Origin of the sequence: Campylobacter sp. 2018MI10 (genome assembly GCF_018501175.1) — a bacterium.
Taxonomy (GTDB): domain Bacteria; phylum Campylobacterota; class Campylobacteria; order Campylobacterales; family Campylobacteraceae; genus Campylobacter_E.
Genome location: NZ_JAHCZD010000003.1, coordinates 38,203 through 63,958, shown reverse-complemented (window position 1 = coordinate 63,958; position 25,756 = coordinate 38,203). Strand labels below are relative to the sequence as shown.

Sequence of the window (25,756 nt, the reverse complement as noted above, 5' to 3'; positions counted from 1 at the left end):
TTATTAATGGAAATAGATTTAGAAAATATTCGTTGGGAATTAAGAGATAATTTAGATGGTTGGTTAAATACCTTAATTGAAGTTGGTGGAAGTGATTTACACCTTAGCTCAAACCTAAATCCAAAAGGTAGAGTAAATGGAGAAATTAGCGAAATAGCACCCGATATTATATCAAGAGAAGATATGTTAGATTTATGTAAAGCCCTAACAAGGGGAGATTTTACAAGATTTGTAGATAATAAAAATATAGACTTCTCTTATGAGCCTAAAAATAAAGATAAATTTAAATACAAAGGCTCTTTTCGTGTGAATTTATTTTTTACAATGAATGGACCTAGTGCTGTTTTTAGAACAATCCCTGATACTATGCCAAGTTTTGAAGCATTAAAACTGCCAGAAGTTATTAAAGATATAACAACAACAGAAACAAGGGGATTAATATTAGTTACTGGACCAACTGGTAGTGGTAAAACGACTACACTTGCTTCAATCATTGAATATATCAATCAAAACTACCATAGACATATTATCACTATTGAAGACCCAATTGAATTTAAATATAAACCTGCAAAATCAATAGTAAATCAAAGAGCTATAGGACAAGATGCTTTAAGCTTTCAAGATGCACTAAGAGCAGCTTTAAGAGAAGACCCTGATATTATTCTAGTAGGTGAGATGAGAGATTTAGAAACCATTGAAGTAGCAATGCACGCAGCAGAAACAGGACACTTAGTTTTAAGCACACTTCACACAATTAATGCACAAGAAACATTAAATAGGGTTTTAGGAATGTTCCCTAAAGAAGAGCAAAACAGAATTAGAAGTTCATTTTCTGGAGTATTAAAGGCTGTTATTTCTCAAAGATTATGTAAAACCACAGATGGAAAAAGAACAGCTGCTATTGAAGTTTTAAGAGGAAATGAGCGTATAAAAAGACTTATTTTAGAAGGTAGGGAAAACTCAATAGGCGATGTATTAAAAGAAGGCACAATGAAAATGCAAAGTTTTGACCAACATTTGCTAATGCTATATAAATCAGGAAGAATTACAGAAGAAGAAGCGTATGATAAAGCAAGTAATGCAAATGACTTGAAAGTATTAATTGATGGTTATAAATTTGGAGAAGCTAAAAAATCATCATCTAATGTAAGCACTGGTTTTCAATTTAAACTTGCTTCTCAAGAAGAATAATATTTTTATTAAACTTTTTATAGTATTATTCACACTTATTTTTTTTGAAAGGACATTTTATGTTAGAAGGACAAATTAGACAGAGTATTGGTAGAAAGTCAGCTAAAGCTGCTAGACAAGATGGTATGCTAATTGCTAATATCTATGGCAAAGGCGTTGAAAATATCCATGCGGTATTTAAAACAAACGAATTTATTAAAGAAGTTCGTAAAAAAGACGGATTAATTTTCCCTGTTAGTGTTGATGGTAAAACTTATGAAGTTGTAATTGTTGATTATCAACACCATCCAGTAACTAGCGAAATTAAGCACGTTGATTTAAAAATAGCACTAAAAGGTGTTGAGAGCTTTTATATGGTTCCAGTAAAAGTTGTAGGAACTGCAAAAGGTCTTAAAAATAAAGGTGTATTAATTCAATCAAAACGCCGCTTAAAAGTAAAATGTAAAGCAGAAAATTTACCTAATTTCTTTGAATTAGATGTAACTGATTTAGATGTTGGTGATGCTTTATTAGTAAGAGATATTAAAGTTGCTGATAATGTAAAAATTATTGACGCTGGTCGTGTAGCTGTTGTTGGAGTTGAAAAAGCTAGATGATTTTAGTAGTAGGCTTAGGAAATCCTGGCGAGAAATATGCAAATACTCGCCACAACCTAGGCTTTATGTTAATTGATAAATTACTTAACTCTTCTTATACTAAACAAAGTTTAAACTGCAATGGAGAACTTTATAAAAAACAAAATATATTACTACTTAAACCACTAACCTACATGAATAATTCAGGAGAAAGTGTAAAGAAGGTTGTAGATTTTTATAAACCAGAAAGAATAATTGTATGCCACGATGAAATGGATATAAATTTTTCTAAGCTAAAAATTAAAAAAGGTGGTAGTTCTGGTGGTCATAATGGGTTAAAATCCATAGATAACTTTATAGGTAATGATTATGAAAGAATTAGATTAGGAATTGGAAAACCTGATTTAAAATATGAAGTTATTAATTATGTTCTTGACAATTTTAATGAAAATGAAAAAAAAGAATTAGAAAACTTCTTAAATTATTCAAAAGACGCTTTAGAATATCTTTTAGACAATGATATATTAAAGACTCAAAATAAATTTCATAATTAAACACTTTCAAATAATTAATAAAATCATTATTCTTAAATAATTAATAATACAAATATGTATTTAAATAGCCTAATATTTTAGTTATTGTAGTTTTGCCAAACTCATAAATAAATTACAATTTATAATAATCGTGGTATAGACTTAAAATAAATCATATTTAAAGCCTATTTAAAATGTTTATTTAAAAACAAAATTTTTCAAAATAAGATAAATTAAATTACAAATATAAAATTATTTATCAATTAATTCCATTGACAAAATACTCATTAAATATTTATAAATGTTTAAAAAGTTAATTTTATGAATTTAAAAATATACTTATATGATTAAATCACAACAATAGAATTTATAAAAAACTTAATATAGTCAAAATCTACATATATTTCTAAAAATATAAAAGTAAAAATTAACAAATTCTCTAATTTGAACTATTTATAAAACACTTAGAAAATAATTAATTTAGCTAATTGATTATATCTAATAAGTTACTTTAATAACCTATAATCGCGACATTTTTTTAAAAAAAGGATTAAAGTGGCAGAGATAAAACTACAAGGACATACACTAAAATCATTTGACTTAAAAACAAAACCAATTATGCAAGAATACTTAAAGGATTTTGATGTTAATGTCAGTGATTATTCATTTTGTGCGAACTATATTTGGCTTTCTAAAGCTAGTGGATTTTATTCAATAATCAATAATACATTTTGCTTATTTGTTATGAATGGTGGAGAATTATCTATGTTATTACCACCACTAGGAAAACCTCAAGATTGTTATGATAGCATACCAGAATGCTTTAAGATTATGAATGAAAACAATACTTCTACATATTACTCTAAAATTGAATATGTTTGTGATAACTTCTTAGAAGGATTTATTACCCATACAAATGAAGGTGAAGTTATGTTTAGCTCACTAGATAATTATATAATAGAAAAAAAATTAGCAGATTATATATATGTAAGCGATGATTTAATAGAGCTTAGGGGTAATGCTTATCACACTAAAAGAACCGAAATTAATAAATTTAAAAGAGTATATCCAAATTATTTTTTACAGACATTAGATTGTAAAAAACATAGCGATGATATAAAAATGCTTTTTGATAAATGGGTAAGCGATAGGATTAAATATGTTCCAAAAGCAGAAGTAGATGCGTTTTTAGATGGAATTTATCAAGAAAGATTAGCGATTAAAAAATGCTTACAAGATTACGAGACATTAGGACTAGATGGCTTAGTAATTTATATTGATGATGAATTAAAAGGCTTTACAATAGGTGAAAAAATATGTAGCGATACAGCAAGTGTATTGATTGAAAAAACTGATTTTGAAACTTTAGGTTGTGCTCAATTTATCTTTAGAGAATTTTCAAAAGTTTTAAAAGAAAAATATGATTGTAAATATATAAATGTAGGAGATGATATGGGCTTTGAAAACCTAAAAAAAGTTAAAATGTCGTATCGTCCAGAAAAAATCATACCAAAATACACAATATATCAAAAACTATGATTATAAAAGCTACTAAAACTCATTTAAAAGACCTTTTGCTAATTGAAGAAGAATGTTTTAAAAATGATTGTTTTAAGTTAAGTAAAAATAATTTCTTATATCACATAAAAAAAGAAAATATATTTATTTTTTTATGTGATAAAAAAGTAGCTGGATATATTATGAAGCTTACTTATAAAAATAGTATTAGAATATATTCTTTAGCGATAAAAGATGAATTTAAGGGTTTAAAAATAGGCACAAAATTATGCGAAGAACTAATTAATAATGCTAAAGTATTAAATAAAGAAAAGATATTTTTAGAAGTAAGAGTAAGCAATATAAATGCTATTAATTTATATAAAAAACTTCAATTTAAAGAAGAAAAAATCTTAAAAAATTATTATAGCAATGAAGATGGTATTAAAATGACGCTTATATTAAAGCCTAAAAATTAGGCTTTAAGTTTATTTTCTAATATGAGCATTTCCTATGATTTGATATTTTGTAGTTGTTAATTCATTTAATCCCATAGGACCTCTTGCGTGAAGTTTTTGAGTGCTTATTCCTATTTCAGCCGCATAGCCAAATTCCGCACCATCGCTAAATCTAGTGCTAGCATTTACATATAAAACTGCTGAATCAATCTCATCTAAGAACTTATTAATATTAGTATAATCTTGAGAAATTATCGCTTCTGAATGATTTGTGCTGTATTTTTGAATGTGAAGTATAGCTTCATTAATATCATCTACTATTTTAATAGCTAGTATTAAATCTTCAAATTCTTCTTCCCAATCACTATCATTTGCCTTTTTATAATTTTTTAAAAATTTCTCACACTTAGTGCAAACTCTAAGTTCTACATTAGGCATTTTTCTTTCTAATAAAGGCAAAATTTCACTAGCTATATTTTTATTAATGAGTAAAGTCTCTACACTATTACATACCCCTGGTCTTTGCGTTTTAGCATTATTTATAATATTTATAGCATCATCTATTTTCGCATTATAATCAACATAAATATGACAATTCCCTACTCCTGTTTGAATGCAAGGAATTAGGCTATTATTTTTAACTTCATTAATCAAACTAGCACTACCCCTTGGAATTACAATATCTATATAATCATTCGCCCTTAAAAGCTCTTTTACTAAATCCCTGTTAGTATCACTTACAATCTGAACGAAATTCTCATCTAAATCAAATCTTTTTAATACCTTTTGAAAAATTGAAACTAAAAATAAATTAGTATTTAAAGCTTCCTTTCCACCCCTTAAAATCACTACATTAGAACTCTTAAAACATAGTGCAAAAGCATCTACGCAAACATTAGGACGAGATTCAAAAATAATAGCAACTACTCCTAAAGGCACCTTAATTTGCTGCATTTTTAGACCATTTTCTAAAGTCTTTCCAAATACCACCCTACCCACTACATCATCAAGTAAAGCGACATTTCTTAAAGTGCTTATCATATTATTTATTCTATTTTCATTAAGTCTTAATCTATCTACAAAAGCACTTTTTAGATTTGAATTATCATTAATATCTTTAAGGTTTGCTTTTAATAAACCATCAATATTTGCAAGTATTTCATCAGCACAAGAATTTAAAACTTCTTTTTTAATACTTGAATTAAGCTTAGCTAATTTAGTCTTTGCATTTTTTGCATTCTTGCATAAAATATCAATCATTTTTACTCCTTATCAAAAATAGTTCCTATATCAGCACCACTAATTAACTCGCTAATATTCATAGGATTAGAGCCGTTTAAAATAGCCATTCTTACACCATTTTTAGCACAATTACTTGCAGCTTGTAATTTTGTCTTCATACCACCTATACTAAACTCACTACCTTTATCTCCGCCCATTTGCATAATCTCATCTGTGATTTTTTCTACATAAGAAATTCTTTTTGCATTAGGATTGTTCTTAGGATTTGCTGTATAAAATGCGTCTATATCACTTAAGATTATTAACAAATCAGCCTTGATTAGACAAGCAACACTAGCTGAAAGGCTATCATTATCACTAAATTCAATCTCATAAGTTGAAATAGTATCATTAGCATTAATTATCGGGATAATTTCGTATTTTAATAAAGTATTTAAAGTGTTTTCAGTATTTTGTTTTCTTTGTTCTATTTCAAAATCATCTTTAGTTAGTAAAACTTGTGCTACAAATGAACTAAAATTAGCAAATGCGTTTTGATAAATATGCATAAGCTCTGCTTGACCTATTGCTGCTGCTGCTTGTTTTTCCATAGTAATTGTAGGTCTTTGCTTAAAGCCAAGTTTTTTTGAACCAACCCCAATCGCACCTGAAGTAACCAATACAACTTCTTTTCCTTGATTTTTCAAATCAGCTAAAACCCAAGCTAACTTATTAATTAATCCTAAGTTTAAATTACCATTTTCATAAGTTAGAGTTGATGTGCCAACTTTGATTACAATTCTTTTGCTATCTTTTAAATTAATTTTTAAATTCTCATTCATATTTTCCCCTTATTTAGAAGAATATTAAATACTTTAAATTAATGCTTAAATATAAAAATTACAAATGAGAATTTAAAATGATTAGAATATAAAATAATAATATTTTACCCCTAATATTAGGGGTAAATTTTAGTAAAATATTATATGAACTTTTTGACTTCCATGAACTCCAAAAACGGTTACAAGCTCAATATCAGATGTTCTACTAGGACCTGCAATATATAAAATATTAGTAGGTAAAATCTCATTTTCAGCTTTTATTCTAGCAAGACCACTAGCAAGTGAAGGCTCAATTTTTGTTTTATCAAGTAGCATAATGCAAAGCATTGGAGCAAGGCTTAGCATTCTTGGTTGATTTGCACTTGATTTTATACAAGCAACCCCATGTGAGCTAATAGCAAATTCTACATCAATTACTGAAAAATCACTATGAAAAACTTCACTTCTTAATTCTTCTACGCTTTTATCAAAACAAACTTTTTTACTTGCATTTATTTTTTCTACATCAGCACTTAGGCTTTTTGGATAAATTAAAGATGAATATCCATAAGAGCTTGTGATTTTGTTTATTTCATCATAAACATTGTCTAAGCCACTAACTTCATGAACTTCAAATTTGTTTTCACTCATTTTAGTTTTAGTTTCTTCTAAAGGATTATCGCTTTGTTTTATATGCACACTTGGGTCTATACTTTTATCATTTAACTCGTGTCTTACACCACATTCAATTGCGTTTAAAATCTGATTTCTTGAGCGATTGCTTATCTCTTCAATTCTCTTATTCATAAGAAACTCCTTCTAAGTTTTCTAATTCTTTATAAATATTTCCTTTAAGTTCAGGTAAGTCTTTATAAGTAGCCCAATTTTTAAGCACAGGTAGGCTTGTTCCTAGACTTTGTAATAGCCAGTTAAACTTACTTGCGTTACCAATAGCAACTCTCCACATTTTTGGACTTGTAGCAATATCAGCAAACTTAGCAAATCCATAGCTTTCCATTGCACTATGCTCTAATTCATTTGCACCTAGTGGAGCATTGTCCCCAGCTTCACCTATCTTATCACGGCGTAATTTTCTAATCATACTATCAAGTGGGATTTTTACAGGGCAAACTTCAGAGCAACGACCACATAAAGAGCATAAGCTTAAAATATCTCCATGCTCTTTCATACCGAATAATTGCGGAGATATAACTTCTCCAATTGGCCCAGGATAAACAGCATCATAACTATGACCGCCGATTTTATCATACACAGGACAAAAGTTCATACAAGCACCACATCTAATGCAGCGTAATGCTTCATAATAATCTTCGTTACTTAAAATATTTGTTCTATGGTTGTTAAATAATATTATATGCACTTCTTTAGGACCATCTAGCTCATCAGCTTTTCTAGGGCCTGTAATAATATTGTTATACGCAGGGATAAATTGTCCTGTAGCAGATGGAGTTAATAATGTATCAGTTGTAGCTGCATCAGTAAAACTCTCTACTATTTTTTCAATTCCACAAATTGCTACATGAATAGTTGGAGCAGTTGTGCACATTCTACCATTGCCTTCGTTTTCAATCAGCCAAATAGCACCTTCACTTGAAATTGCAAAATTTACCCCGCTAATTCCCATTTGCAAACCTTCAAATTCATTTCTTAAATGAGTTCTAGCAATTGCATTTAATTTTTCAGGCTCACTTTCTTTAGCTACGCCTAATTTTTCGCTAAATAATTCTCCTATTTCATAACGATTTTTATGAATTGCAGGGACAACTATATGAACAGGAGTTTCATTACCTAATTGTAAAATCAGCTCTCCTAAATCAGTCTCAATTGCATTTAAGCCTTTGTGTTCTAAATAGTGATTTAAGCCTATTTCTTCACTAGCCATTGATTTGCCTTTTAAGACTTTACTGATTTTCTTTTCCATCATTAGCTCATAAATTATCTCACAAGCATCTTCTTTAGTATTTGCAAAATGCACTTTCATTCCATTTTTTGTAGCATTTTTTTCAAATTCTAATACCCTATCTTTTAAGGTATATAAAGCATTATTTTTAGCTTTTTGTGCTTTTGTTCTAAGCCCTTGCCAATCTTGAAATTTTGCATTTATTAGGTTTTTTCTTCTATCTTGTAAGGCGTGCATTGCAGAGCTTACATTTTCTCTCATTTGTTTATCAGCTAATTTAGTTTTAATTAATTCGCTATGATTTTTCATATCTTTTCTCCTTGCATTCTAGCAGCTAAAAAGTCATATAAATGATAAGTTTTGATATCAAGACCCATTTTTGCAATAGTTCCACGAATGTTTAATAAACACCCACCATCAGCTGAAATTATAACCTTTGCTCCACTTTCAACTATATCATTTACTTTTGCAGTTGCCATAGCGTTTGAGATTTCAGGCTCTTTTACACTAAAAGTCCCACCAAATCCGCAGCATTCTTCTTCATATTTAAGCTCAACTAATTCAACATTTTTAAGACTTCTTAATAAATTTTTAGAAGCTTCAATGCTTTTTTGCACTCTTAAAGCGTGGCAATTGCTATGCCAAGTAACCTTAATAGGCTCTCCTTTATCTTCTATCTTAAATCCAATTTGTTCTAAATATTGACTAAGTTCTATTACTTTTGAGCTAAATTTTTTAATTTTTTCATAATTTGCGTCATCTTTAAAAAGCTCAACATAATCATGGCTCATCATACCACCGCAACTTCCACTAGGAATTACTACTGGCAAATCTTCACTAAATAATTCGGCATTATATAAAGCTACTTTTTTAGTATCTTTAAAATATCCTGTGTTATAACTTGGCTGACCGCAACAGGTTTGATCTTTTTTAAAAATCACTTCAACTCCAGCACTTCTTAAAAGCTTAATAGAGTTTAAAATAGTATTCTGCATAGCAGCACTTGCTAGACAGGTCGCATAAAAATATACTTTTTTTTGCATTTTTAACCCTTTTTAATAAAATGATAATTTATTATATAACTTTAAAAATATTAAAGGGTTAAAATGGTTTTTTATGCGATTATTTTTTTAAATGTGTTGATTTATTTACTTGAATTTTTATTTGGTAAATCTGTATTTATAAATAACTTTGCACTTTATTATGGAAGTGATTTTTATACATTTTTTACCTACTCGTTCTTGCACGGAGATTTTGAGCATATTTTTATGAATATGGTAATGCTTTTTATGCTATCTCAAATTCTTAGATTTTTAAATATCAAACACTTACTAATTGTATATTTTGTAGGTGCAATTATTTCATCTTTGGGGTATTATTATTTAATGATAAATATGGGATATTATAATTTCATTTTACTTGGAGCTAGTGGAGCTATTAGTGCTTTAATGGGCTATGCTGCAATTATTTTAAGACAAAATGGATTTTTAATAGCTATTGTAGTAACTAGTATAATTTCTGCTGTGATTTTTCAAAATATTGCTTGGCAGGCTCATATTTTTGGTGCTATTTTTGGCATAATCTATGCTTATGGAATTTATTTTTTAAGGAGATAGAATGAAAAATTTTTTAAAAGGTTTTAGCTTATGCTTTAGTTTATTTATATTCTTTATATTAGGATTAATATCTACTAAAATTTATGAGTATTTAATAAATAAAGATGAAATTGTTATTGAGCAAACAATAGAAGTAGAAAAAAGATTAAATTATGATTCTTATATTTCAAATCCAAAATTTACTATGACAAAACAACTTAGTATAAAAGAAAATCTAAATGAAAATGAAAAGAATGAAATAGAAGAATTGTTCTCTAAGGTATTAGAAAGAGTAAAAGAAAGTAATTTATGTGAAGGTGGAAGCTATATATTACAACCTAATATAGCCTATCAAGATGGAATGAATATTCCAAATGGTTATAAATTTGATTCTGCTTTAAGATGCGAGTTTAAAAAAGAAGAATATCAAAACTATAAGAATTTATTAAAAGATATAGATAACATACTAGCTAATAATGAGTATATTACAATTAATTCTCCTGCCTTAAATCTATCAGTTAGTAAAGAAGAAATAAGCATAATAAAACAAGAATTGTATGATGAAATATTTAAAAAAGCTATAAGTATAAAAGATAAATATTCTAATCTTACAAATAAAATTTGTGAAATAAAATCAATAAAACATTATGAATTAGCACAAAATCAAATATTAGGTGCTGATTATAAATACGATGATACACCAATAGAAAAAGATAGTGATTTTAAATTAAACGCTACTTTAGAATTAACTTGCAAATAAGGAAAAAATATGAGTGAAATTATAACTAAAGGCTTTGCAGCTTATGATGAAAGTGCTAATTTTAAGCCAATTACTTTTAAAAGAAGTGCTTTAAGAGATGATGAGATATTGATTAAAACTATGTATTGTGGGATTTGCCATAGTGATATTCACGCTGCTAAAAATGAATGGAAAGCTACAAAATATCCTATAGTTCCAGGTCATGAAATAGTTGGCTTAGTAGTTGAAATCGGTAAAAATGTAAAAGAATTTGAAATAGGAAATTACGCAGGAATTGGTTGTTTGATTAATTCTTGTGGTGAATGTGATGCTTGTTTAAACTCAAATGAGCAATTTTGTCAAAAAGGTGCTGTTTGGACTTATAATAGCGTTGATTATTTTAATAATTCAGAAATTACTAAAGGCGGATATTCAAATTATATAAAAGTTCATAAAAACTATGCAATTAAAGTTCCTAATAATGCTCCACTAAAACTAATTGCTCCACTTTTTTGTGCAGGAATTACTACTTATTCTCCACTTAAATTCTCTAAAGTTAGTAAAGGTATGGATGTAGCAATCGCAGGATTTGGAGGCTTGGGTGTAATGGCCTTTAAATACGCAAAAGCAATGGGTGCAAATGTTAGTGTAATAGCTAGAAACGATACTAAAAAAGAAGCAGCTATTAAACTTGGAGCAAGTAATTATTATAATGATATTAATAAGGTTGATAAAAAATTTGATGTAATAATTAGCACAATTCCAAGTAAATACGATGTCTTAGCGTATGCAAGAACTTTAAAATACGGCGGAGAAATGGCAATCGTTGGCTTACCACCAATAAACGAGCAAGTATCAATTAGTCTAAATGCCTTAATTAGAGTAAGTCATAAGAAAATTTATGGCTCATTAATAGGTGGCATTAAAGAAACTAAAGAAATGCTTGAATTTTCATTAAAACACTCAATTTATCCAGAAGTTAAAATCATAAAACCTGATGAAATTAATAAAGCTTATGATGACTTATTGAATAATTCAAATTCTTTTAGATATGTAATTGATTTTAATGAATAAAAATCTAATTTTAAGCCTAATATCTTTAGGCTTAATATCATTTTTAAGCGTATTAATTGAAACTTCTTTAAATGTAACTTTTGCTTATTTAATACAAACTTTTAATATTGATATCAATAAAGCTTCTTTGCTTACTTCTATGTTTTTACTAGCAATCACACTTACAATGCCACTAAGCTCATATTTAGTAAATCAAATTAATACTAAAAAACTTTTTATTTTTACTAATTTATTATTTTTAATAAGCCTAATAATTTGCTCAAGTGCAGGTGAGTTTTATATTTTAGTTTTTGCTAGATTTTTACAAGGAATTGCTGCAGGTATTGCTCTACCACTTATGTTTAATATGGTAATTTTTAAAGCTAGTGAAAAATACTTCGGATTTTTGATGGGATTTTGTATATTTTTAGTAGCGACTGCACCTGGTTTTGGGCCAATTTATGGTGGATTTATTATGAAATATTTTAAGTTTAAAGATATTTTTATATTTTTAATACCTTTTTTGGTTTTTGCCTTTGTTTTAGGAATTAAAAATATTCCAAATCTTGGAACAAAATATAAATTAGACTTAAAAGAATATATATTAATTGTATTGCTAGTAATTAGTGTTGCTATAAGTATTAAATATATTTATATTTTATTTTTTAGTATTTTAATTATTTTTATGCTAAATAAAAGCAAAATTATTGCAAGTGCTAAGAATTTGCAATTTTTCTCATCTACTTTAATTGTATTTTTAATGCAGTTTTTTGCTTTAAGCTACTCATTAATACTACCGAATTATTTAATTATGAATAAAAATTATGATAATTTTGAAGCTAGTAAAGTAATGCTTTTAGGCTCATTAATTGCTGCTATTTTATCTCCAATAAGCGGATATTTAAGCGATAAATTTGGCTCTTTTAAATTAAGTTTGCTAGGTATTTTTATCATAATAATTGCAAATATTTTATTATTAAATATTGAAGAAAAAACATTATTAAATCTTTCAATATGTTATTTAATTTATGCTTTCGCACAAGGCTTATCTATGAGTGCTTTAATTTCTTACTCTATAAAAATTTCTAAAGATAAAACAAATGCAAATAATTATATAAATACTTTTCAACAAAGTTTTGGAAGCTATGCTGTGATGATAATATCTATAATTTTTAATAATAATTACGAAATTGGCTTTTTAAATTCTATAAAATTAATACTATTTTTAGCATTTTTACAATTAATCTTAATTTATTTTGCTTTTAGAAAAAAAATCTAGCAATGGGTTTTTAATCATTGCTGGATTTTTTATTATATAAACTTATGTAAAGAATGTAAGTGATATAAAATAAGTTGAAAGCTTTATGTGCTCGTTATTTAAGCTTGATTTTTGTAAAATGTAAGTGCTTTACAAAGTGTATAAAATAAGAGTTTTTGCTTTACATTTCATAAAATGCTTTTAAAAAACCTTTACAACATACTTTACAAAATCTTTATAAAAGCCCATTAAATCGGCTTTGAAATACTTTTAAAATCTTTTTAAATAATATATGCAAAAAATATTGCGGGGACATTTGGGGGATATTTTGTCCCCCATAAATAAAATTATAGCAACATTTTAAGCCAATTTTTTATATTAATCTTGACCATTTCTAACGAATGCAGGTTCGTTAAAATCTCTAGTTTTATAATCTACTTTTATTGTTCCGCCACTTACTTTTTGCATTTCAGGTTGAACTATTTTATAGCTTAACTCTTCTTCACGCTTTTTGCTCTCTTGCTCAATTTTAGCTTTTTGTGCTCTTGTTTCATCAAAACCTGTAGCTATAATAGTAACTTCAACAGCATCAGCTGGCAAGCTAGTATCTAATACATGTCCGCAGAATACATTTAAATCTTCGTTACTAGAATTTGAAATCTCTTCCATTGTCTCAACAAGTTGGAAGAAAGGAATATTTTCACCATAGCTAAAAAATACTATCATAGCTTTAGCATCTTGTAGGTTAGTTGTATAATTTTCTAATAATGGAGAATCAATTGCATTTGCATACGCTTCTTTAATAGCATTTTCACCTTCAGCTCTTCCCATTCCCATAAGTGCTGTTCCACGATGGCTCATAACAGAAGTAACATCTGCAAAATCTATATTAGTATCAGCTTCAATTAATAACATTTTAATTATGCCGGTTACAGCATTTACTAAAACATCATTAGCAAATTTGTTAGCTTCTCTAGTATTTAAAGTTTTTGGAACTACTAATTTTAACTTATCATTTTGGATTAATATAACGCAATCGCTTTCTTTTTTTAGCTCTTCTAATCCTTTTTCAGCAGCTTTAATTCTAGCTTTTTCATAACTAAATGGGAATGTAGCAACAGAAACAACAAGTATGCCTAAAGATTTTGCAATTTTAGCAATAACTGGACCTGCACCAGTGCCAGTTCCACCGCCTAGACCTTCGGCGATAAATAATAATTCTGTTCCTGCTAAGCGTTCTTTAATTTCATCTTCAACTTCTTCAGCTGAAATTCTACCTATTTCAGGATTTGCACCAGCTCCACGACCATTTGTCTTCTTTGGTCCTAATTGTATTTTAATGTTTGCTTTTGACCTATTTATATCTTGAATATCAGTATTTGCAATCATAATATCTACATTAGAAATATCAACTTTTAAAGAACTAGCACAAGTTTCTACAATATGATTTATCATATTTCCACCTGCTCCACCAACACCAATTACTTTTATCTTAACGCCGCAATCCATTTCACTCTCCATTACTTTAAAATCTATATTATCACCTAAAATATCAAAATCCATTTCTTAAAATATCCTTTCTATATAAGCACAAACTTTCTTCCAAGATTTAGCAAAAACGCCTTCAGATTTTTCTTCATTAGAACTAATCTTTAATGACTCTAATACTTCATCTTTGTCATTTTTTTCAATCTTAAGCAATTTTTGTTCCTTAACATCTATATTTGTGTAATAAGAAGTATTGTTTTTAGTTTCTATTTCTTTATCTACCGAAAAATCTATAATTTTTTCTAATTCTGTGGTTTTTTGTCTAGTTAATAAAACACCACTAGAATTAAGCTCATATTTAGTATGAAAACCACAAGAATACATACATAGGCCTAATAAACATGTATATTCAGGCATAGTAAAAATCTCATTATCCCCATAAAATACGCTATTTTTTTCTATAACGGTTCTTACGGCTTTATTGTTAAATTTAGGAGTTGCTCTTTCAGCCATATTGTCTATTTTGAAACAACCTCCAGTTAAAACTACTCTTGAGAAAAATTTCTCATAAGGACTATCATCTATGCTAGCATATATACATTCAAGCATTTCTGTAAGTCTCATATTTACACACTTTGAAACTGATTCAACAGATACTCTATCAAGAGTTTGAGAACCGGTTTTGTAATATTCTACATGAGTGCTATTTTCTTCATCTTTAAATAAAGAAAATTGTAATTTAATCTTATCTGCAACCTCATTGCTAGCGGTAAGATATTTAGCAATATCGCTTGTAATATGCCAAGAACCAAAAGGAAAATAATACATCCATATAATTGAATTATAAGCATATATTGCAATATCACATACTTGCGAACCACAATCAATGATAGCAACACCATTTTCTCTTTCATCGTTATTTAAACAATAAATTGAATTAGCATATATAGAAGATACTAAAACATAGTTTTTTATATCAGCATTTGATAATATTTGCTTTATATTTTCATAATCATTTTTATTCATAGTAATAATATTAGCTTCCAATCTAAAGCTTGAAGCCATCATACCAAGTGGATCTTCAATATTATCAGTATTATTCGCTCTAAATCTATAAGGCAGTATATGAATTGGAATTTGATCGCTATGAATATCTGCAGATGTTCTAGCAGCATTAATTGCTTTTTCTATATCCTTAATCGTAATTGCCGAGCCATTAGCATCTAGCCTTATATCAGCATATCCAGTTACAGAATTCGTATAAGCTCCACTAACAGAAACAGCAATTTTATCTATATTAATACTTAAATTTTCCTTAACCTTATTTACTGCTTTTTTAATGGAATTACTTGCATCATTAATGCTTGTAATTTTTCCAGATTTAATTCCGTAAGTTTGTGTATTAGCAACACTAACTACTTTGATACCTTCCCCATCAAAACTAACAATAGCTACTTTTATTAAACTAGAACCAAGATCAATAGCTAAAATATTCAAAATTCACTACCTTTATAATAATTTTTAATTTCATAACGCTTATCTAATTCTTTTATTAAATCATCAAGCATAAGAGTAAAATTAATATTTTTCAACTCATTACTTAAATCAGTATTATTCTTTTCACTTGTATTATCAACTAATTTTTGAGAAAGTATTTCATATACTAATACTTTATCATTTAAAAGCACATAAGATTTTTTAGTATTTTTCAAAAATAACTCGCTCACAAATGTAAAAAATTCTGTATCTGTTAAATCGGTATTATTTTTAGAAACTTTAGATATAAAACCTATATTTTTGCCATTAATTTTATCTTTTTTTAATTCTTCTTCGCCTGTATTTGACAATAATTCTTTAAATTTTAATTCTCTTAAATCTTCTTCTACCATCATTTTAGCTTTTTCAAATTCTAAAGCAGTTGGCTGATTTATTTTATCAAGTCTTACTATGTAATATTTATTATCCATAATAAAAGGCTTACTCATTTCACCTACTTTTAAATCTTTATTTTGTAAAACTAATTCAGAATAAGCATTTTGATTTGTAGTTGATTGGAATTTAATTTCATTATTTTTTAACTTAATGTAATCAAGTTTAGCTTCTTTTTCTAACAAACTTAAAGCAAAATCTATCTTAACATCATTTAATGCTAGTTCATATTCTTTAATTTTGCCTTCTTCATCTTTATAATTAAATTTATTATTTTCCCAATAAGTTTTCATATCACTTTCAATTAAATTGTCTAAATTAGGATTTAATGTATATACAGAATAATCATATGATAGTTCAGTTTTATATTCATCTTTATGTTCTTGCCAATAAGACTTTAATTCATCTTCGCTTAATTTGATTTTATCTTCTTCTTTAGACAAATCTATAATTTTTAAATTTATCTCATCTTGCATATTTAAACTAGCATTTGCGATTTCTAATTCTTCTTTATTTGCTGGAACTGCTAGTAATTTTAATAATTTAGAAATTTCTAATTTATTTTTAATTTGATTAGCAAAATCTGCTTCACTCATTCTTAAATTTTTTAAATATGTTAAATATTTACTTTTATCAAATGTTTTATCTTCTTCACTTTTATTAAATAACTCATAGCTAGCTATTGTTTTTACAACTTCTTCTTCACTAGCATAAAATCCCAAATCATTAGCATAGTTTAATAATAATTTTTCTCTTATTAATTCCACTAATGCTTGTTTATCCAGTCCTAATTTTAACGCTTGTTCTTCTGTTAATTCACCATTAGATAATTGATTTTGAATATAAAATAATTCGCTATATTTATCATTAAATTCTTTATGTGTTACGCCTAAATTTCCTACTTTTGCTACATATTTGCTTCTTGAACTATTTAAATCTACACTACCCCAACCAACAGTTCCTGCACCAACAAATGCTATAACGCTAATCCAAATTGTAACAACTAAATATTTTTTATGACGCTGCATCCAAGTAATCATTATTTATCCTAATTTCAAGTGTTTTTAAAGAAAAATCCTATCTTATAAGCATTAACAAAGATTTAATTTATAAAGAAATTTTAGCCTGCAAATCTATATCAAAAATTTTAGAAAATAAACCATTAAAATCTCTATCAAAAATCAATAATCCAAAATTCTTTATCATTAAAAAATTAGATTTATTTTTTCTTAATTTATCTATTAAAACATTCATATCTTGTAAAATTAATTCATTTTCTATAAAAATATTTTGATTTTGATATTTCAAACTTGAACCATTGCATATTTTCATTATATCTTTAGTGCAAACTACGGCTATCACTTTAGCTTGTGAAAAAGAATTATATATTTTTGAATGTAATTTTACATATTTACAAGCATCATATTGTTTATAATTTTCATTTAATAATAATTTAATAAAGAATGAATTATCATCATTAAATATTGTATTTTTGTTTATTAAAAACGCATTATCTTCAAATCTTGAAGATATAGAACCATTAAGTCCATATATAAAGTCTTTTTCATACATTATTTTTGCGTATTTTTTGATTTCAGCAAACATTATTATATCCTTGTTAAAAAGTTTTATTTATTATATATACAATATTAAATTACAAGGTAAGCATTTGCAAATTCATATTCCCGTTTTAAAAGATGAAGTAGTTAAATTATTTAAAGATTTAGATAATGGTTATTATCTTGACGCGACTTTGGGCTATGCAGGACACGCTAGTGCTATATTAAAAAATAATAATAAACTAAATCTAATAGCGTGTGACCAAGATATAGAAGCCATCAATTATTCTAAAGAAAAATTAAAAGAATTTAATGTAGATATTCAAATTTATAAAACAAATTATGAAAATATATTTTCTTTCATTAATAACAAAAATGAAATTAAAGGTGTATTAGCAGATATTGGAGTATCTAGTTTGCAATTAGATAAAGATGATAGGGGTTTTTCTTTTGATTCTAGTGAATTAGATATGAGAATGGATAAAAATAAAGATTTTGATGCAAAAACTCTAATTAATACCTATACTAGCAAGCAACTAAGTGAAATTTTTAAAAATTACGCAGAATTACCAGAAAAACTAGCTTCTGATATAGCTTCAAATATTATCAAAAATAGACCTATTAACTCTTGCAAAGAACTTAGTAAAATAATAGGAAATGCAAAGTTAAACAATCGTAGTGTAAGCCTAAAAACTTTAATATTTCAAGCAATTAGAATTGAAGTAAATGATGAATTAGGAGTGCTTAAAAGATTTTTAGAGCAACTGAAAGAATTTAAAAATTGTCTAATTTGTATAATTACTTTTCATTCTTTAGAAGATAAAATAGTAAAAGACACTTTTAAAAAATGGGCAAATAATTGCATTTGTGATGAATTTGCAATTAGATGTGAATGTGGTAATAACCATTCCTTAGGAAAAATTATTACTAAAAAACCAATTGAACCTAGCAAAGAAGAAATAAAATATAATTCTAGGTCAAGTTGTGCAAAACTTAGAGCGTTTTATTTAAAATAATGAAAAACATAAGAACAAGTACAGAAGAAAAAGAAGAATTACTAATAAATAAATACCAAGATTATTCTATTTTAGGTTTTAACAAAAGGCTAATATTATTATTTTTTATAATAATGATTATATCAATTAGCTTAGTTTGGGTTAGACTTCAACTCTATGAATCAAGTAAAGTTTATGCTCAATTAAAAGATAAAAGAGAAGTATTAAGCGAAGAAAATAAAGAGCTTAAAAGAAAAATAGAAGCTTTACAATTTAAAAATAAAATTACAAATTATTTTGAAGTGCAATATGGAACTAAATAAACAATATTTTATTAATTCGTATCAAAAATTAAAAGTGTATTTTCATAAATACGACCCTAGTAATTTTTCATTACTATACGCTATGAAAGCTTGCGTTGGACTTGCTATTTGCTTAATCATAAGCTATTTTACAATTCACGAAAACTATACTATTTTTAGTGTTTTATCTTGTGTTTTTATATTTTATATGAACAATCTTAATTCGGTAGGAACTAAGAAAATATTATATTTGCTAGCTTTTACTTTTTTTGGTTGTTTTTTTGCTCTAGTAGTTCCTTATTTAATCAAACTTGATTTTTTTATGGCAATTCCTAGTTTTATTTGGATTTTCGCTGTTATTTTTGCAGGTGCAATTTCACAAGACGCACTCAAAGTTGGCATATATGCAACCTTACTTGTTATGGCTATGTTAATTAGTGCTAGTCTAAATAATTTTGATTCTTTAGAAGTATTTTATGCGACATTAATTGGCTCTTGCGTAGCAACTATTTTTAGAACTTTTGCATTTTATACTTATGGTGGATTTACTAGAAGAAGTTTTATAATGCTTTTAAATGATTTGATTTATATGAGTGAAAATATGACAAATAGCAAATATGAAATGTGGCAAAATTTATTCGTAACAAGGATAAATGAATTTAAAAGACTTTTTGAAAGTAAATCAGTAAATATAAAAGACTCAAGCCTTATAAGACACCAAGAAATGGCTATGTTTTATTTGCTAAAGTGTGAAGAAATAGCACTTGCTTTATTTTCACTAAGGACATTTTTTAAACAAAATTCAAAAAATGCTCATATAAAAAATATTCAAAATGAAATTATTTTTAATCTTGAAGAATTAAAAAAGATATTTAAAGATGAAAAAGTCAATCTCAAATCATTTTGTCTTGATAGATTAAAACAATTAAATACCTTACCAATATTATGCACCTTAGTAGAGGTTCTTTATTACAAGCTTGAATTATTTAAACAAGGTGGAGCAAAACAATTAACCTTAAAACCAAAAGATAAAAAAATCACAATTAAAACTATTTTAGAAAAGTTTCATTTTGATAATAAGTATTTTAAATTCTCAATAAAAGTTGCATTAGCAACTTCGTTTTCATTATTTTTAGCATTATTTTTCAAAATTGACCACGGAATTTGGATAGCGATGGGTGTTTTTACAATGTTTAAAGAAACCATCAATTCAACTACAATTAATAATAAAGAAACCATTTATGCAGCACTCATAGGCTTTGCATTAGGACTTTTAATTATTTTTTCAATACATTCAAAATTAATTTTTGTAGTGCTATTTTTATCATATTTTGCTTGTATATATTTTAAGCATTTTCCATATTTTATAGCAACTATTTTTATTATGTTAAATCTTGCTATTTTATTTGCAAGTTTAGGGCTTGATTATGAAAGATTACTTGTATATAGATTGATTGATTTTATTGTAGCATTTTTTATAGTTTATACCTTTTCGTATCTTTGGCCTAGCAAAAGCGAAGATGATATAAAACCTACTTTAAAAGACGCAATAAATAATCTTAAAAACTTCTTAAGTGCTGTTATTAAAAAAGAAGATTATTTAAATTATGAAAATAAAATTTTATTAAATATTAAAAGCCTTAAAAACCTTTTATACGAAAGCAGAAACAAACATAATAAAATTGAGCAAATTAGACTACTAGAAGCAGTTTTAGAAATGAATAACTTATGTATATCATTAAATGAGTATTTATATTCAAAATATAATAAAATTCAATTAAAAGAACAATCAGATATTGGAATTTTAATCACTAGATTTAAAATGATGGAAAATATAAGCAATGACTTGCCTTATTATTTTTATGATGAAATAGATGATAAAATTCTAACAAACGATGAGAGAATTAAGTATTTTATAAACCAAATCTCAAAACGCCAAGATATAGTATATAAATATCTAATTGATAACTAAAATCACTCTAATTCAACTTGCTCTAATAATAATTCATCGCCACTTTTAATCTCAACATTATTGCTAGAGCAATTTTTGCAACAAAACTCATTTTTATTTTGAATAAAACTACAATTACAATCTTTGCAAAAAAGTTCAAGTTCTTTTAAAACTACTTCTAATTTAGCATTGAAATAGCTTGAATTATTATCACTAGTAAAAGCATTGAAAGCTTCTTTAAAATAATGCTCTTCAACACCACTAAGCCTACCTATGCTAACTCTTACTCTAGTAATTTTTGTAGCTTTATTATTTATTCTAATTCTTTCACACTCATCTAAAAGATTATTAACAATTGCCATTTCATGCATTAGCAAATCCTTGGCAATAATTCGCCTTTTGGCATTTGTAAAATCCTACTTCCACCATAGCTATTATTAAGCTTTACTGATGGGCTTTTTGACTTATGCACTACACCTATTATATTTGCAAAATCATTGTATTTTTTTAATTCTTTTAATACATTTTGCGCATCTTCTTTAGAACAAATACAAACAAATGTTCCTTCATTAGCTAATTCTAAAGCATCAAATCCTAATAATTCACAAAGCCCTAAAACCCCATCACTTATACTAATATCACTTTCATTGATTATAAATTCCAAGCCACTTGATTTTGCTAATTCATTTAACACGCTAGATAAACCACCACGAGTAGCGTCTCTTAGGCATTTTATATCGTATTTTAAAATATCTTTTACTTCATTATATAAACATTTTGCATCACTCATAATATCGTAGTTAAAACCAAATCTAGCAGCCATTACACAAGCTCCATGTCTTCCTAAATCACCACTTACTATAATAGCATCACCTTCTTTTATATTTTTTGTGCTAATTTTATTATTATTAATAAATCCATTTGCATCGCCTATACAAGTTGTATTTATATATATCTTATCAGCCTTACCCTTAGGAACTACCTTCAAATCCCCACACTTAATTCCTACTTCAAATTCTTTTGCAGTATTTGATAAATCATTTAATATTTTTGCTAAATCATCAAGTAAAAAACCTTCTTCTAAAATAAGACCTAAAGTAAGATATTTAGGCTTTGCTCCCATCATCAAAACATCATTTATAGAACCACAAGCTGCGATTTTACCTATATTTGCACCATTAATAAAAATTGGGTCAAGCACAAAAGAATCAGTTGAAAAAGCGATTTTAGAAAAACCATCACACACAGCAGCATCTTCGCTAAGTCCTTGAGAATTATCAGCATGAATATGTTTTAAAATAAAATTATTTAAAAACTCATTCATCTCATCTCCGCCACCACCATAGCTTAATAAAACTTGCTTTTGCATAATATTTCCTTTAATTTCCTATTGTGTAATCTCTTACTAATCTAATTTTTGCTACTTTTGATAAAGCTTCTCCTGTCTCAACACTAATTCTTGCTAAAACGGTGTTTTTATCAAATTTTAAAGCATTATCTGGATTTACTTTAAAATACTCTATATTAATAATATATTTTTGATCCTCATAGTTAGGGTAAAAATAAGTTCTAGTTACACCTTTATCTCCTTTGCGGATACAAAAAGCCTTTATATCATCACATGTATTATTGTATTTACCTTCTTTATATATACTATCTTCATTTTTATCATCGGGATTTTCTGAATTAAACCAATCACTCAAAGCTTTAGCTCTAGCCCCGTCCATTATAAGTTCAACTTGCTCTTTAAGATAAGCTCTAGCTGCAAATGACACGGTGCTTTTTGATGATTGCAGTGTTAAAACTCCAACAACGCTTACTAAAATAATAAATATAATAGCAGTTATCATACTAAAACCTGATTTTTTCATATTATTACCCCACTTTTGCAAACTTTAAGGCTTGTCTTTTTAGTAATAAAACTACCTGGCAAATCATTTACTTCTAAGCATAATTTAATTTTAGTAACGCCGTTATTATTACTAATAATAAAATCACTAACATTATTTACAAGTGTTACTTTATCAATGGTATTTGTTGCGAAATTTGGTCTTTTATCTTTAAAATCATAACTATAATATTTTAATTCTTTATTATCATATAAAATACCTTCAATCTTATCAACTAATACATAAACATTACTCATAGTAAAATTTTTCTCATCTAATCTTAATTTAATTCTAGTTGCTTTGCTTATAGTTCCAGTAGTTGAAGTTATAGAATATACTTCAAAATCATATAAATCTTTTTCCATAAACGAAGTTGAAGTTGCAATATTATCTCCTAAGAAATATATACCAAGTATTGTTCCTTCATCGTAAGTTGTCAATATTTGGTTTATTCTACTATTTGAAAAACATTGAAAATAATTAGGTTTTATTAAATCATCATAACAATCTGATTTATTATCTACAGCTGCTTTAATAACACTTTTAGTTTCGTTAAGCCCGTCCCATTTATTATGCTTTTTATCAATAATAGCAATCCTAGCCCATTCAAAAATCTTAAAAGGATTTTTAATATCAGGAGTATTTTTTAAAGACTCATCTTTAATATTAAAAACAAACTTACACTTAATTGCAGAACTATTTTTCTTACCTGCACATTCAGAATCTTCAGTTTCTTTAAGTCTAAAACTATTTTTAATAGCATTGTTTAGATGTGCTGTTAAAAAGTCCATAGTAGCTTGAGATTTAAGCTCAAGTTCATTTAATGCTCTAACTCTTTGTTCGTTATCGTAAGAAAATTTAATAATCTCTATTCCAAGCCCTGCAATTATTCCTAAAATAACAATAACAACAATTAATTCTATTATCGTAAAAGCCTTTTTCATCTACTTCCTTATAAACTTAAATAATTTTTTAATTTTGCTTCATTAGTGCTATCCCAAGTGGAATCACTAGCCTTCATTAGATATTGGCTATAAATACTATCTAATCTTCCAAATTTATTAAAAATTACATAAAATGATACAAATACATTATTACTATCATCTTTGATTTGTAATTTACTAGTTTGCATTGTAGGTTTGCCAGGTTTGCCAGGTTTGCCAGGTTTGCCAGGTTTGCCGCCTATATAACCACATAATGAAGTTTCATTATCCTCATTGCAATCCGTAAAAGCATCATAAGAATATTTAAAATTTTTATCTACTTTTGAAAATTTCCCTAATTCATAGTTTATTTTTTGATTTAAAATATTTGTATCATTATAAGTATTGTTACCACTTATTTTTTTTAAAGCACCTTTTATATTTGCTACACTTTTTGAGATTGGTGTTGTGTAATATCGTGAATTGATATTAATTTGATTTAATTCTTCTAATTTATATTTAATATCTGATTGTAAACTATTTTCCATTGCATATTGAGATAATAAACTATTTTTTTTATATTCATCTTCTGCCATATTGAGTTCGCTTAAAGGAAGATTTCTAATAAGCCCATAAAATTCTTTTATCTCATAAAAATATTCTTGTTTATAACCTACCTCATCGCCTTCTAAACTAGCATTAACTATTTTTGGAATAGCTGCTAAGCTAATTCCAATTACAACCATAGAAAATATAAGCTCAATTAATGAAAAGCCTTTTTTCATCCACGAACCCTTTCGTATTCTTTCATATATTCGCCTAAAATTTTAACTTTTTCTAAACTAGCACTATTGTAAATACTAGCTCTTAATCCGCCAAGTTTTTTATGACCTTTTAAACCTAGCATATTGTGTTCTTTAGCAGCTTTACTCCAAAATTCTAAGTCTAATTCATCATTTCCTGTAGTAAAGCAAACATTCATAACTGATCTATCATCATTATTTACATAAGCTTTGTAAAAATTACTATTATCAATAATATCATAAAGATATTTAGCTTTTATTTCATTTTCTTGATTAATTGCATCAAGTCCGCCTTTAGCTTTAATCCATTTCATAATTTTTGCATATACATAAATAGCAAATGTAGGCGGAGTATTAAATAAAGAATTATTATCTGCATAAGTGTTGTAATTAAACATTTTAGGCATAGTTTTATTTTTACTGCGTTCTAATAAGTCTTTTCTAATAATTAAACATGCAAATCCTGCTATACCAGCATTTTTTTGAACTCCACCATATAAAACACCTATATTTGAAAAGTCTAATTTCTTAGAAAAAAAGTCCGAACTAGCATCAACAATCAAAGGAGAATTTGAAATAGGAAGTTGCTTATATTGAGTTCCATGCACCGTGTTATTTGAACAAATATAAGTATAAGAACTATCATTATTTAAAGCAATTTTTGGAATATAATTATATTTACTATCTTTTGAACTAGCTACGATTTTTGCATTTACTCCAGCTAAGATAGCTTCTTCGCAAGCTTTTTGCGTCCATACATCAGTATCAATGTATTCACAAGGCTTATTATCTAGGCTAAAATTCATAGCCAATAAGCTAAATTGCATAGTAGCACCACCTTGAACGAAAATTACTTCATAATCATCATTTATTCCATAAAGCTCTTTTGCATCTTTAATAGCGTCATTGTGCATTTGCTCATAATAACTTGAGCGATGACTAATTTCCATAATAGAAAAGCCGTTATTTTTATAACTTAATAATTCTTCTTGAATTTCTTTTAAAACCTCTAATGGTAATTCAGATGGTCCTGCACTAAAATTGTATTGTCTCAT

27 protein-coding genes are annotated in these 25,756 nt (G+C 27.0%); 12 read left to right on the top strand and 15 right to left on the bottom strand.

Annotated features, from left to right (window positions below):
• Positions 1-6 precede the first annotated feature (6 nt).
• From KJR01_RS02285 to rimI, 5 genes are all read left to right on the top strand, one after another.
• Positions 7-1,191: a type IV pilus twitching motility protein PilT gene (locus tag KJR01_RS02285; protein WP_214116621.1), complete on the top strand. Its 1,185-nt coding sequence runs from the start codon at positions 7-9 to the stop codon at positions 1,189-1,191.
• Positions 1,192-1,250: 59 nt separating this feature from the next.
• Complete coding sequence (locus KJR01_RS02280; protein WP_214116615.1) at positions 1,251-1,787, top strand: 50S ribosomal protein L25/general stress protein Ctc; 537 nt, start codon at positions 1,251-1,253, stop codon at positions 1,785-1,787.
• Positions 1,784-2,320: an aminoacyl-tRNA hydrolase gene (pth, locus tag KJR01_RS02275; RefSeq protein ID WP_214116613.1), complete on the top strand. Its 537-nt coding sequence runs from the start codon at positions 1,784-1,786 to the stop codon at positions 2,318-2,320. The genes KJR01_RS02280 and pth overlap by 4 nt, the downstream gene beginning before the upstream one ends.
• 534 nt (positions 2,321-2,854) lie before the next feature.
• A complete protein-coding gene (locus tag KJR01_RS02270) occupies positions 2,855-3,838 on the top strand; it encodes a DUF2156 domain-containing protein (RefSeq protein WP_336606890.1) in 984 nt (327 codons plus the stop codon).
• On the top strand, positions 3,835-4,275 hold the full coding sequence (gene rimI / locus KJR01_RS02265) for a ribosomal protein S18-alanine N-acetyltransferase (protein ID WP_214116611.1): 441 nt from the start codon (positions 3,835-3,837) through the stop codon (positions 4,273-4,275). The genes KJR01_RS02270 and rimI overlap by 4 nt, the downstream gene beginning before the upstream one ends.
• A 9-nt stretch (positions 4,276-4,284) precedes the next feature.
• On the opposite strand, the gene KJR01_RS02260 is transcribed toward rimI, so the two are convergent.
• From KJR01_RS02260 to KJR01_RS02240, 5 genes are all read right to left on the bottom strand, one after another.
• Entirely contained in the window at positions 4,285-5,514 is a 1,230-nt protein-coding gene (locus KJR01_RS02260) for a glutamate-5-semialdehyde dehydrogenase (RefSeq protein ID WP_214116609.1), read from the bottom strand.
• Positions 5,515-5,516: 2 nt separating this feature from the next.
• Positions 5,517-6,317, bottom strand: a complete 801-nt coding sequence (proB, locus tag KJR01_RS02255; RefSeq protein ID WP_214116606.1) for a glutamate 5-kinase — start codon at positions 6,315-6,317, stop codon at positions 5,517-5,519.
• A 129-nt stretch (positions 6,318-6,446) separates the two neighbouring features.
• A complete protein-coding gene (locus tag KJR01_RS02250; protein ID WP_214116603.1) occupies positions 6,447-7,103 on the bottom strand; it encodes a LutC/YkgG family protein in 657 nt (218 codons plus the stop codon).
• Positions 7,096-8,526: a LutB/LldF family L-lactate oxidation iron-sulfur protein gene (locus tag KJR01_RS02245; protein ID WP_214116601.1), complete on the bottom strand. Its 1,431-nt coding sequence runs from the start codon at positions 8,524-8,526 to the stop codon at positions 7,096-7,098. Before KJR01_RS02245 ends, KJR01_RS02250 begins: the two co-directional genes overlap by 8 nt.
• Positions 8,523-9,260 carry a (Fe-S)-binding protein gene (locus KJR01_RS02240; protein ID WP_214116599.1) on the bottom strand — a complete coding sequence of 246 codons (738 nt, stop codon included), beginning with the start codon at positions 9,258-9,260 and terminating at the stop codon, positions 8,523-8,525. The genes KJR01_RS02245 and KJR01_RS02240 overlap by 4 nt, the downstream gene beginning before the upstream one ends.
• Before the next feature lie 63 nt (positions 9,261-9,323).
• Between KJR01_RS02240 and KJR01_RS02235 the strand changes: the two genes are divergently transcribed.
• Genes KJR01_RS02235 through KJR01_RS02220 form a run of 4 tightly spaced genes read left to right on the top strand, consistent with a single transcriptional unit; the run spans position 9,324 to position 12,883 of the window.
• Positions 9,324-9,833: a rhomboid family intramembrane serine protease gene (locus tag KJR01_RS02235; RefSeq protein WP_214116597.1), complete on the top strand. Its 510-nt coding sequence runs from the start codon at positions 9,324-9,326 to the stop codon at positions 9,831-9,833.
• Position 9,834: 1 nt separating this feature from the next.
• Positions 9,835-10,572: a hypothetical protein gene (locus tag KJR01_RS02230; protein WP_214116595.1), complete on the top strand. Its 738-nt coding sequence runs from the start codon at positions 9,835-9,837 to the stop codon at positions 10,570-10,572.
• Between the two features lie 9 nt (positions 10,573-10,581).
• Positions 10,582-11,625 (top strand): NAD(P)-dependent alcohol dehydrogenase, encoded by a 1,044-nt coding sequence (locus KJR01_RS02225; RefSeq protein WP_214116593.1) that lies wholly within the window; start codon positions 10,582-10,584, stop codon positions 11,623-11,625.
• The gene (locus KJR01_RS02220) at positions 11,618-12,883 is read left to right on the top strand and encodes an MFS transporter (RefSeq protein ID WP_214116591.1); all 1,266 of its coding nucleotides are present in this window, start codon (positions 11,618-11,620) and stop codon (positions 12,881-12,883) included. Before KJR01_RS02225 ends, KJR01_RS02220 begins: the two co-directional genes overlap by 8 nt.
• A 357-nt stretch (positions 12,884-13,240) precedes the next feature.
• Here the strand turns inward: KJR01_RS02220 and ftsZ are convergent, their stop codons facing one another.
• From ftsZ to KJR01_RS02200, 4 genes are all read right to left on the bottom strand, one after another.
• Positions 13,241-14,425, bottom strand: a complete 1,185-nt coding sequence (gene ftsZ / locus KJR01_RS02215) for a cell division protein FtsZ (RefSeq protein ID WP_214116589.1) — start codon at positions 14,423-14,425, stop codon at positions 13,241-13,243.
• Between the two features lie 3 nt (positions 14,426-14,428).
• A complete protein-coding gene (ftsA, locus tag KJR01_RS02210; protein WP_214116587.1) occupies positions 14,429-15,847 on the bottom strand; it encodes a cell division protein FtsA in 1,419 nt (472 codons plus the stop codon).
• Entirely contained in the window at positions 15,844-17,319 is a 1,476-nt protein-coding gene (locus tag KJR01_RS02205) for a peptidylprolyl isomerase (protein WP_214116584.1), read from the bottom strand. The genes ftsA and KJR01_RS02205 overlap by 4 nt, the downstream gene beginning before the upstream one ends.
• A 67-nt stretch (positions 17,320-17,386) precedes the next feature.
• Positions 17,387-17,884: a class II aldolase/adducin head domain-containing protein gene (locus tag KJR01_RS02200; protein WP_214116582.1), complete on the bottom strand. Its 498-nt coding sequence runs from the start codon at positions 17,882-17,884 to the stop codon at positions 17,387-17,389.
• A 64-nt stretch (positions 17,885-17,948) separates the two neighbouring features.
• Between KJR01_RS02200 and rsmH the strand changes: the two genes are divergently transcribed.
• The 3 genes from rsmH to KJR01_RS02185 are packed head-to-tail and all read left to right on the top strand — an operon-like array spanning position 17,949 to position 21,107.
• Positions 17,949-18,854 carry a 16S rRNA (cytosine(1402)-N(4))-methyltransferase RsmH gene (gene rsmH, locus KJR01_RS02195; RefSeq protein WP_214116580.1) on the top strand — a complete coding sequence of 302 codons (906 nt, stop codon included), beginning with the start codon at positions 17,949-17,951 and terminating at the stop codon, positions 18,852-18,854.
• A complete protein-coding gene (locus KJR01_RS02190) occupies positions 18,854-19,156 on the top strand; it encodes a hypothetical protein (RefSeq protein ID WP_214116578.1) in 303 nt (100 codons plus the stop codon). Before rsmH ends, KJR01_RS02190 begins: the two co-directional genes overlap by 1 nt.
• Complete coding sequence (locus KJR01_RS02185; RefSeq protein ID WP_214116576.1) at positions 19,143-21,107, top strand: FUSC family protein; 1,965 nt, start codon at positions 19,143-19,145, stop codon at positions 21,105-21,107. The genes KJR01_RS02190 and KJR01_RS02185 overlap by 14 nt, the downstream gene beginning before the upstream one ends.
• 2 nt (positions 21,108-21,109) lie before the next feature.
• On the opposite strand, the gene KJR01_RS02180 is transcribed toward KJR01_RS02185, so the two are convergent.
• From KJR01_RS02180 to serC, 6 genes are read right to left on the bottom strand one after another with little or no spacing between them, the layout of a single operon-like run.
• Positions 21,110-21,457: a hydrogenase maturation nickel metallochaperone HypA/HybF gene (locus tag KJR01_RS02180; RefSeq protein ID WP_214116574.1), complete on the bottom strand. Its 348-nt coding sequence runs from the start codon at positions 21,455-21,457 to the stop codon at positions 21,110-21,112.
• Positions 21,457-22,455, bottom strand: a complete 999-nt coding sequence (gene hypE, locus KJR01_RS02175) for a hydrogenase expression/formation protein HypE (protein ID WP_214116572.1) — start codon at positions 22,453-22,455, stop codon at positions 21,457-21,459. The genes KJR01_RS02180 and hypE overlap by 1 nt, the downstream gene beginning before the upstream one ends.
• A 10-nt stretch (positions 22,456-22,465) precedes the next feature.
• On the bottom strand, positions 22,466-22,957 hold the full coding sequence (locus tag KJR01_RS02170) for a hypothetical protein (RefSeq protein ID WP_214116570.1): 492 nt from the start codon (positions 22,955-22,957) through the stop codon (positions 22,466-22,468).
• Positions 22,954-23,919, bottom strand: a complete 966-nt coding sequence (locus tag KJR01_RS02165) for a prepilin-type N-terminal cleavage/methylation domain-containing protein (RefSeq protein WP_214116567.1) — start codon at positions 23,917-23,919, stop codon at positions 22,954-22,956. Before KJR01_RS02165 ends, KJR01_RS02170 begins: the two co-directional genes overlap by 4 nt.
• Before the next feature lie 8 nt (positions 23,920-23,927).
• Complete coding sequence (locus KJR01_RS02160) at positions 23,928-24,683, bottom strand: type II secretion system protein (RefSeq protein WP_214116565.1); 756 nt, start codon at positions 24,681-24,683, stop codon at positions 23,928-23,930.
• Positions 24,680-25,756: a 3-phosphoserine/phosphohydroxythreonine transaminase gene (gene serC / locus KJR01_RS02155; protein ID WP_214116563.1), complete on the bottom strand. Its 1,077-nt coding sequence runs from the start codon at positions 25,754-25,756 to the stop codon at positions 24,680-24,682. Before serC ends, KJR01_RS02160 begins: the two co-directional genes overlap by 4 nt.

Coding starts and splice junctions, on each gene's coding strand:
- KJR01_RS02285 (WP_214116621.1), top strand. CDS start 7: ATGGAAATAGATTTAGAAAATATTCGTTGGGAATTAAGAGATAATTTA.
- KJR01_RS02280 (WP_214116615.1), top strand. CDS start 1,251: ATGTTAGAAGGACAAATTAGACAGAGTATTGGTAGAAAGTCAGCTAAA.
- pth (WP_214116613.1), top strand. CDS start 1,784: ATGATTTTAGTAGTAGGCTTAGGAAATCCTGGCGAGAAATATGCAAAT.
- rimI (WP_214116611.1), top strand. CDS start 3,835: ATGATTATAAAAGCTACTAAAACTCATTTAAAAGACCTTTTGCTAATT.
- KJR01_RS02260 (WP_214116609.1), bottom strand. CDS start 5,514: ATGATTGATATTTTATGCAAGAATGCAAAAAATGCAAAGACTAAATTA.
- proB (WP_214116606.1), bottom strand. CDS start 6,317: ATGAATGAGAATTTAAAAATTAATTTAAAAGATAGCAAAAGAATTGTA.
- KJR01_RS02250 (WP_214116603.1), bottom strand. CDS start 7,103: ATGAATAAGAGAATTGAAGAGATAAGCAATCGCTCAAGAAATCAGATT.
- KJR01_RS02245 (WP_214116601.1), bottom strand. CDS start 8,526: ATGAAAAATCATAGCGAATTAATTAAAACTAAATTAGCTGATAAACAA.
- KJR01_RS02240 (WP_214116599.1), bottom strand. CDS start 9,260: ATGCAAAAAAAAGTATATTTTTATGCGACCTGTCTAGCAAGTGCTGCT.
- KJR01_RS02235 (WP_214116597.1), top strand. CDS start 9,324: ATGGTTTTTTATGCGATTATTTTTTTAAATGTGTTGATTTATTTACTT.
- KJR01_RS02230 (WP_214116595.1), top strand. CDS start 9,835: ATGAAAAATTTTTTAAAAGGTTTTAGCTTATGCTTTAGTTTATTTATA.
- KJR01_RS02225 (WP_214116593.1), top strand. CDS start 10,582: ATGAGTGAAATTATAACTAAAGGCTTTGCAGCTTATGATGAAAGTGCT.
- KJR01_RS02220 (WP_214116591.1), top strand. CDS start 11,618: ATGAATAAAAATCTAATTTTAAGCCTAATATCTTTAGGCTTAATATCA.
- ftsZ (WP_214116589.1), bottom strand. CDS start 14,425: ATGGATTTTGATATTTTAGGTGATAATATAGATTTTAAAGTAATGGAG.
- KJR01_RS02205 (WP_214116584.1), bottom strand. CDS start 17,319: ATGATTACTTGGATGCAGCGTCATAAAAAATATTTAGTTGTTACAATT.
- KJR01_RS02200 (WP_214116582.1), bottom strand. CDS start 17,884: ATGTTTGCTGAAATCAAAAAATACGCAAAAATAATGTATGAAAAAGAC.
- KJR01_RS02190 (WP_214116578.1), top strand. CDS start 18,854: ATGAAAAACATAAGAACAAGTACAGAAGAAAAAGAAGAATTACTAATA.
- KJR01_RS02185 (WP_214116576.1), top strand. CDS start 19,143: ATGGAACTAAATAAACAATATTTTATTAATTCGTATCAAAAATTAAAA.
- KJR01_RS02180 (WP_214116574.1), bottom strand. CDS start 21,457: ATGCATGAAATGGCAATTGTTAATAATCTTTTAGATGAGTGTGAAAGA.
- hypE (WP_214116572.1), bottom strand. CDS start 22,455: ATGCAAAAGCAAGTTTTATTAAGCTATGGTGGTGGCGGAGATGAGATG.
- KJR01_RS02170 (WP_214116570.1), bottom strand. CDS start 22,957: ATGAAAAAATCAGGTTTTAGTATGATAACTGCTATTATATTTATTATT.
- KJR01_RS02165 (WP_214116567.1), bottom strand. CDS start 23,919: ATGAAAAAGGCTTTTACGATAATAGAATTAATTGTTGTTATTGTTATT.
- KJR01_RS02160 (WP_214116565.1), bottom strand. CDS start 24,683: ATGAAAAAAGGCTTTTCATTAATTGAGCTTATATTTTCTATGGTTGTA.
- serC (WP_214116563.1), bottom strand. CDS start 25,756: ATGAGACAATACAATTTTAGTGCAGGACCATCTGAATTACCATTAGAG.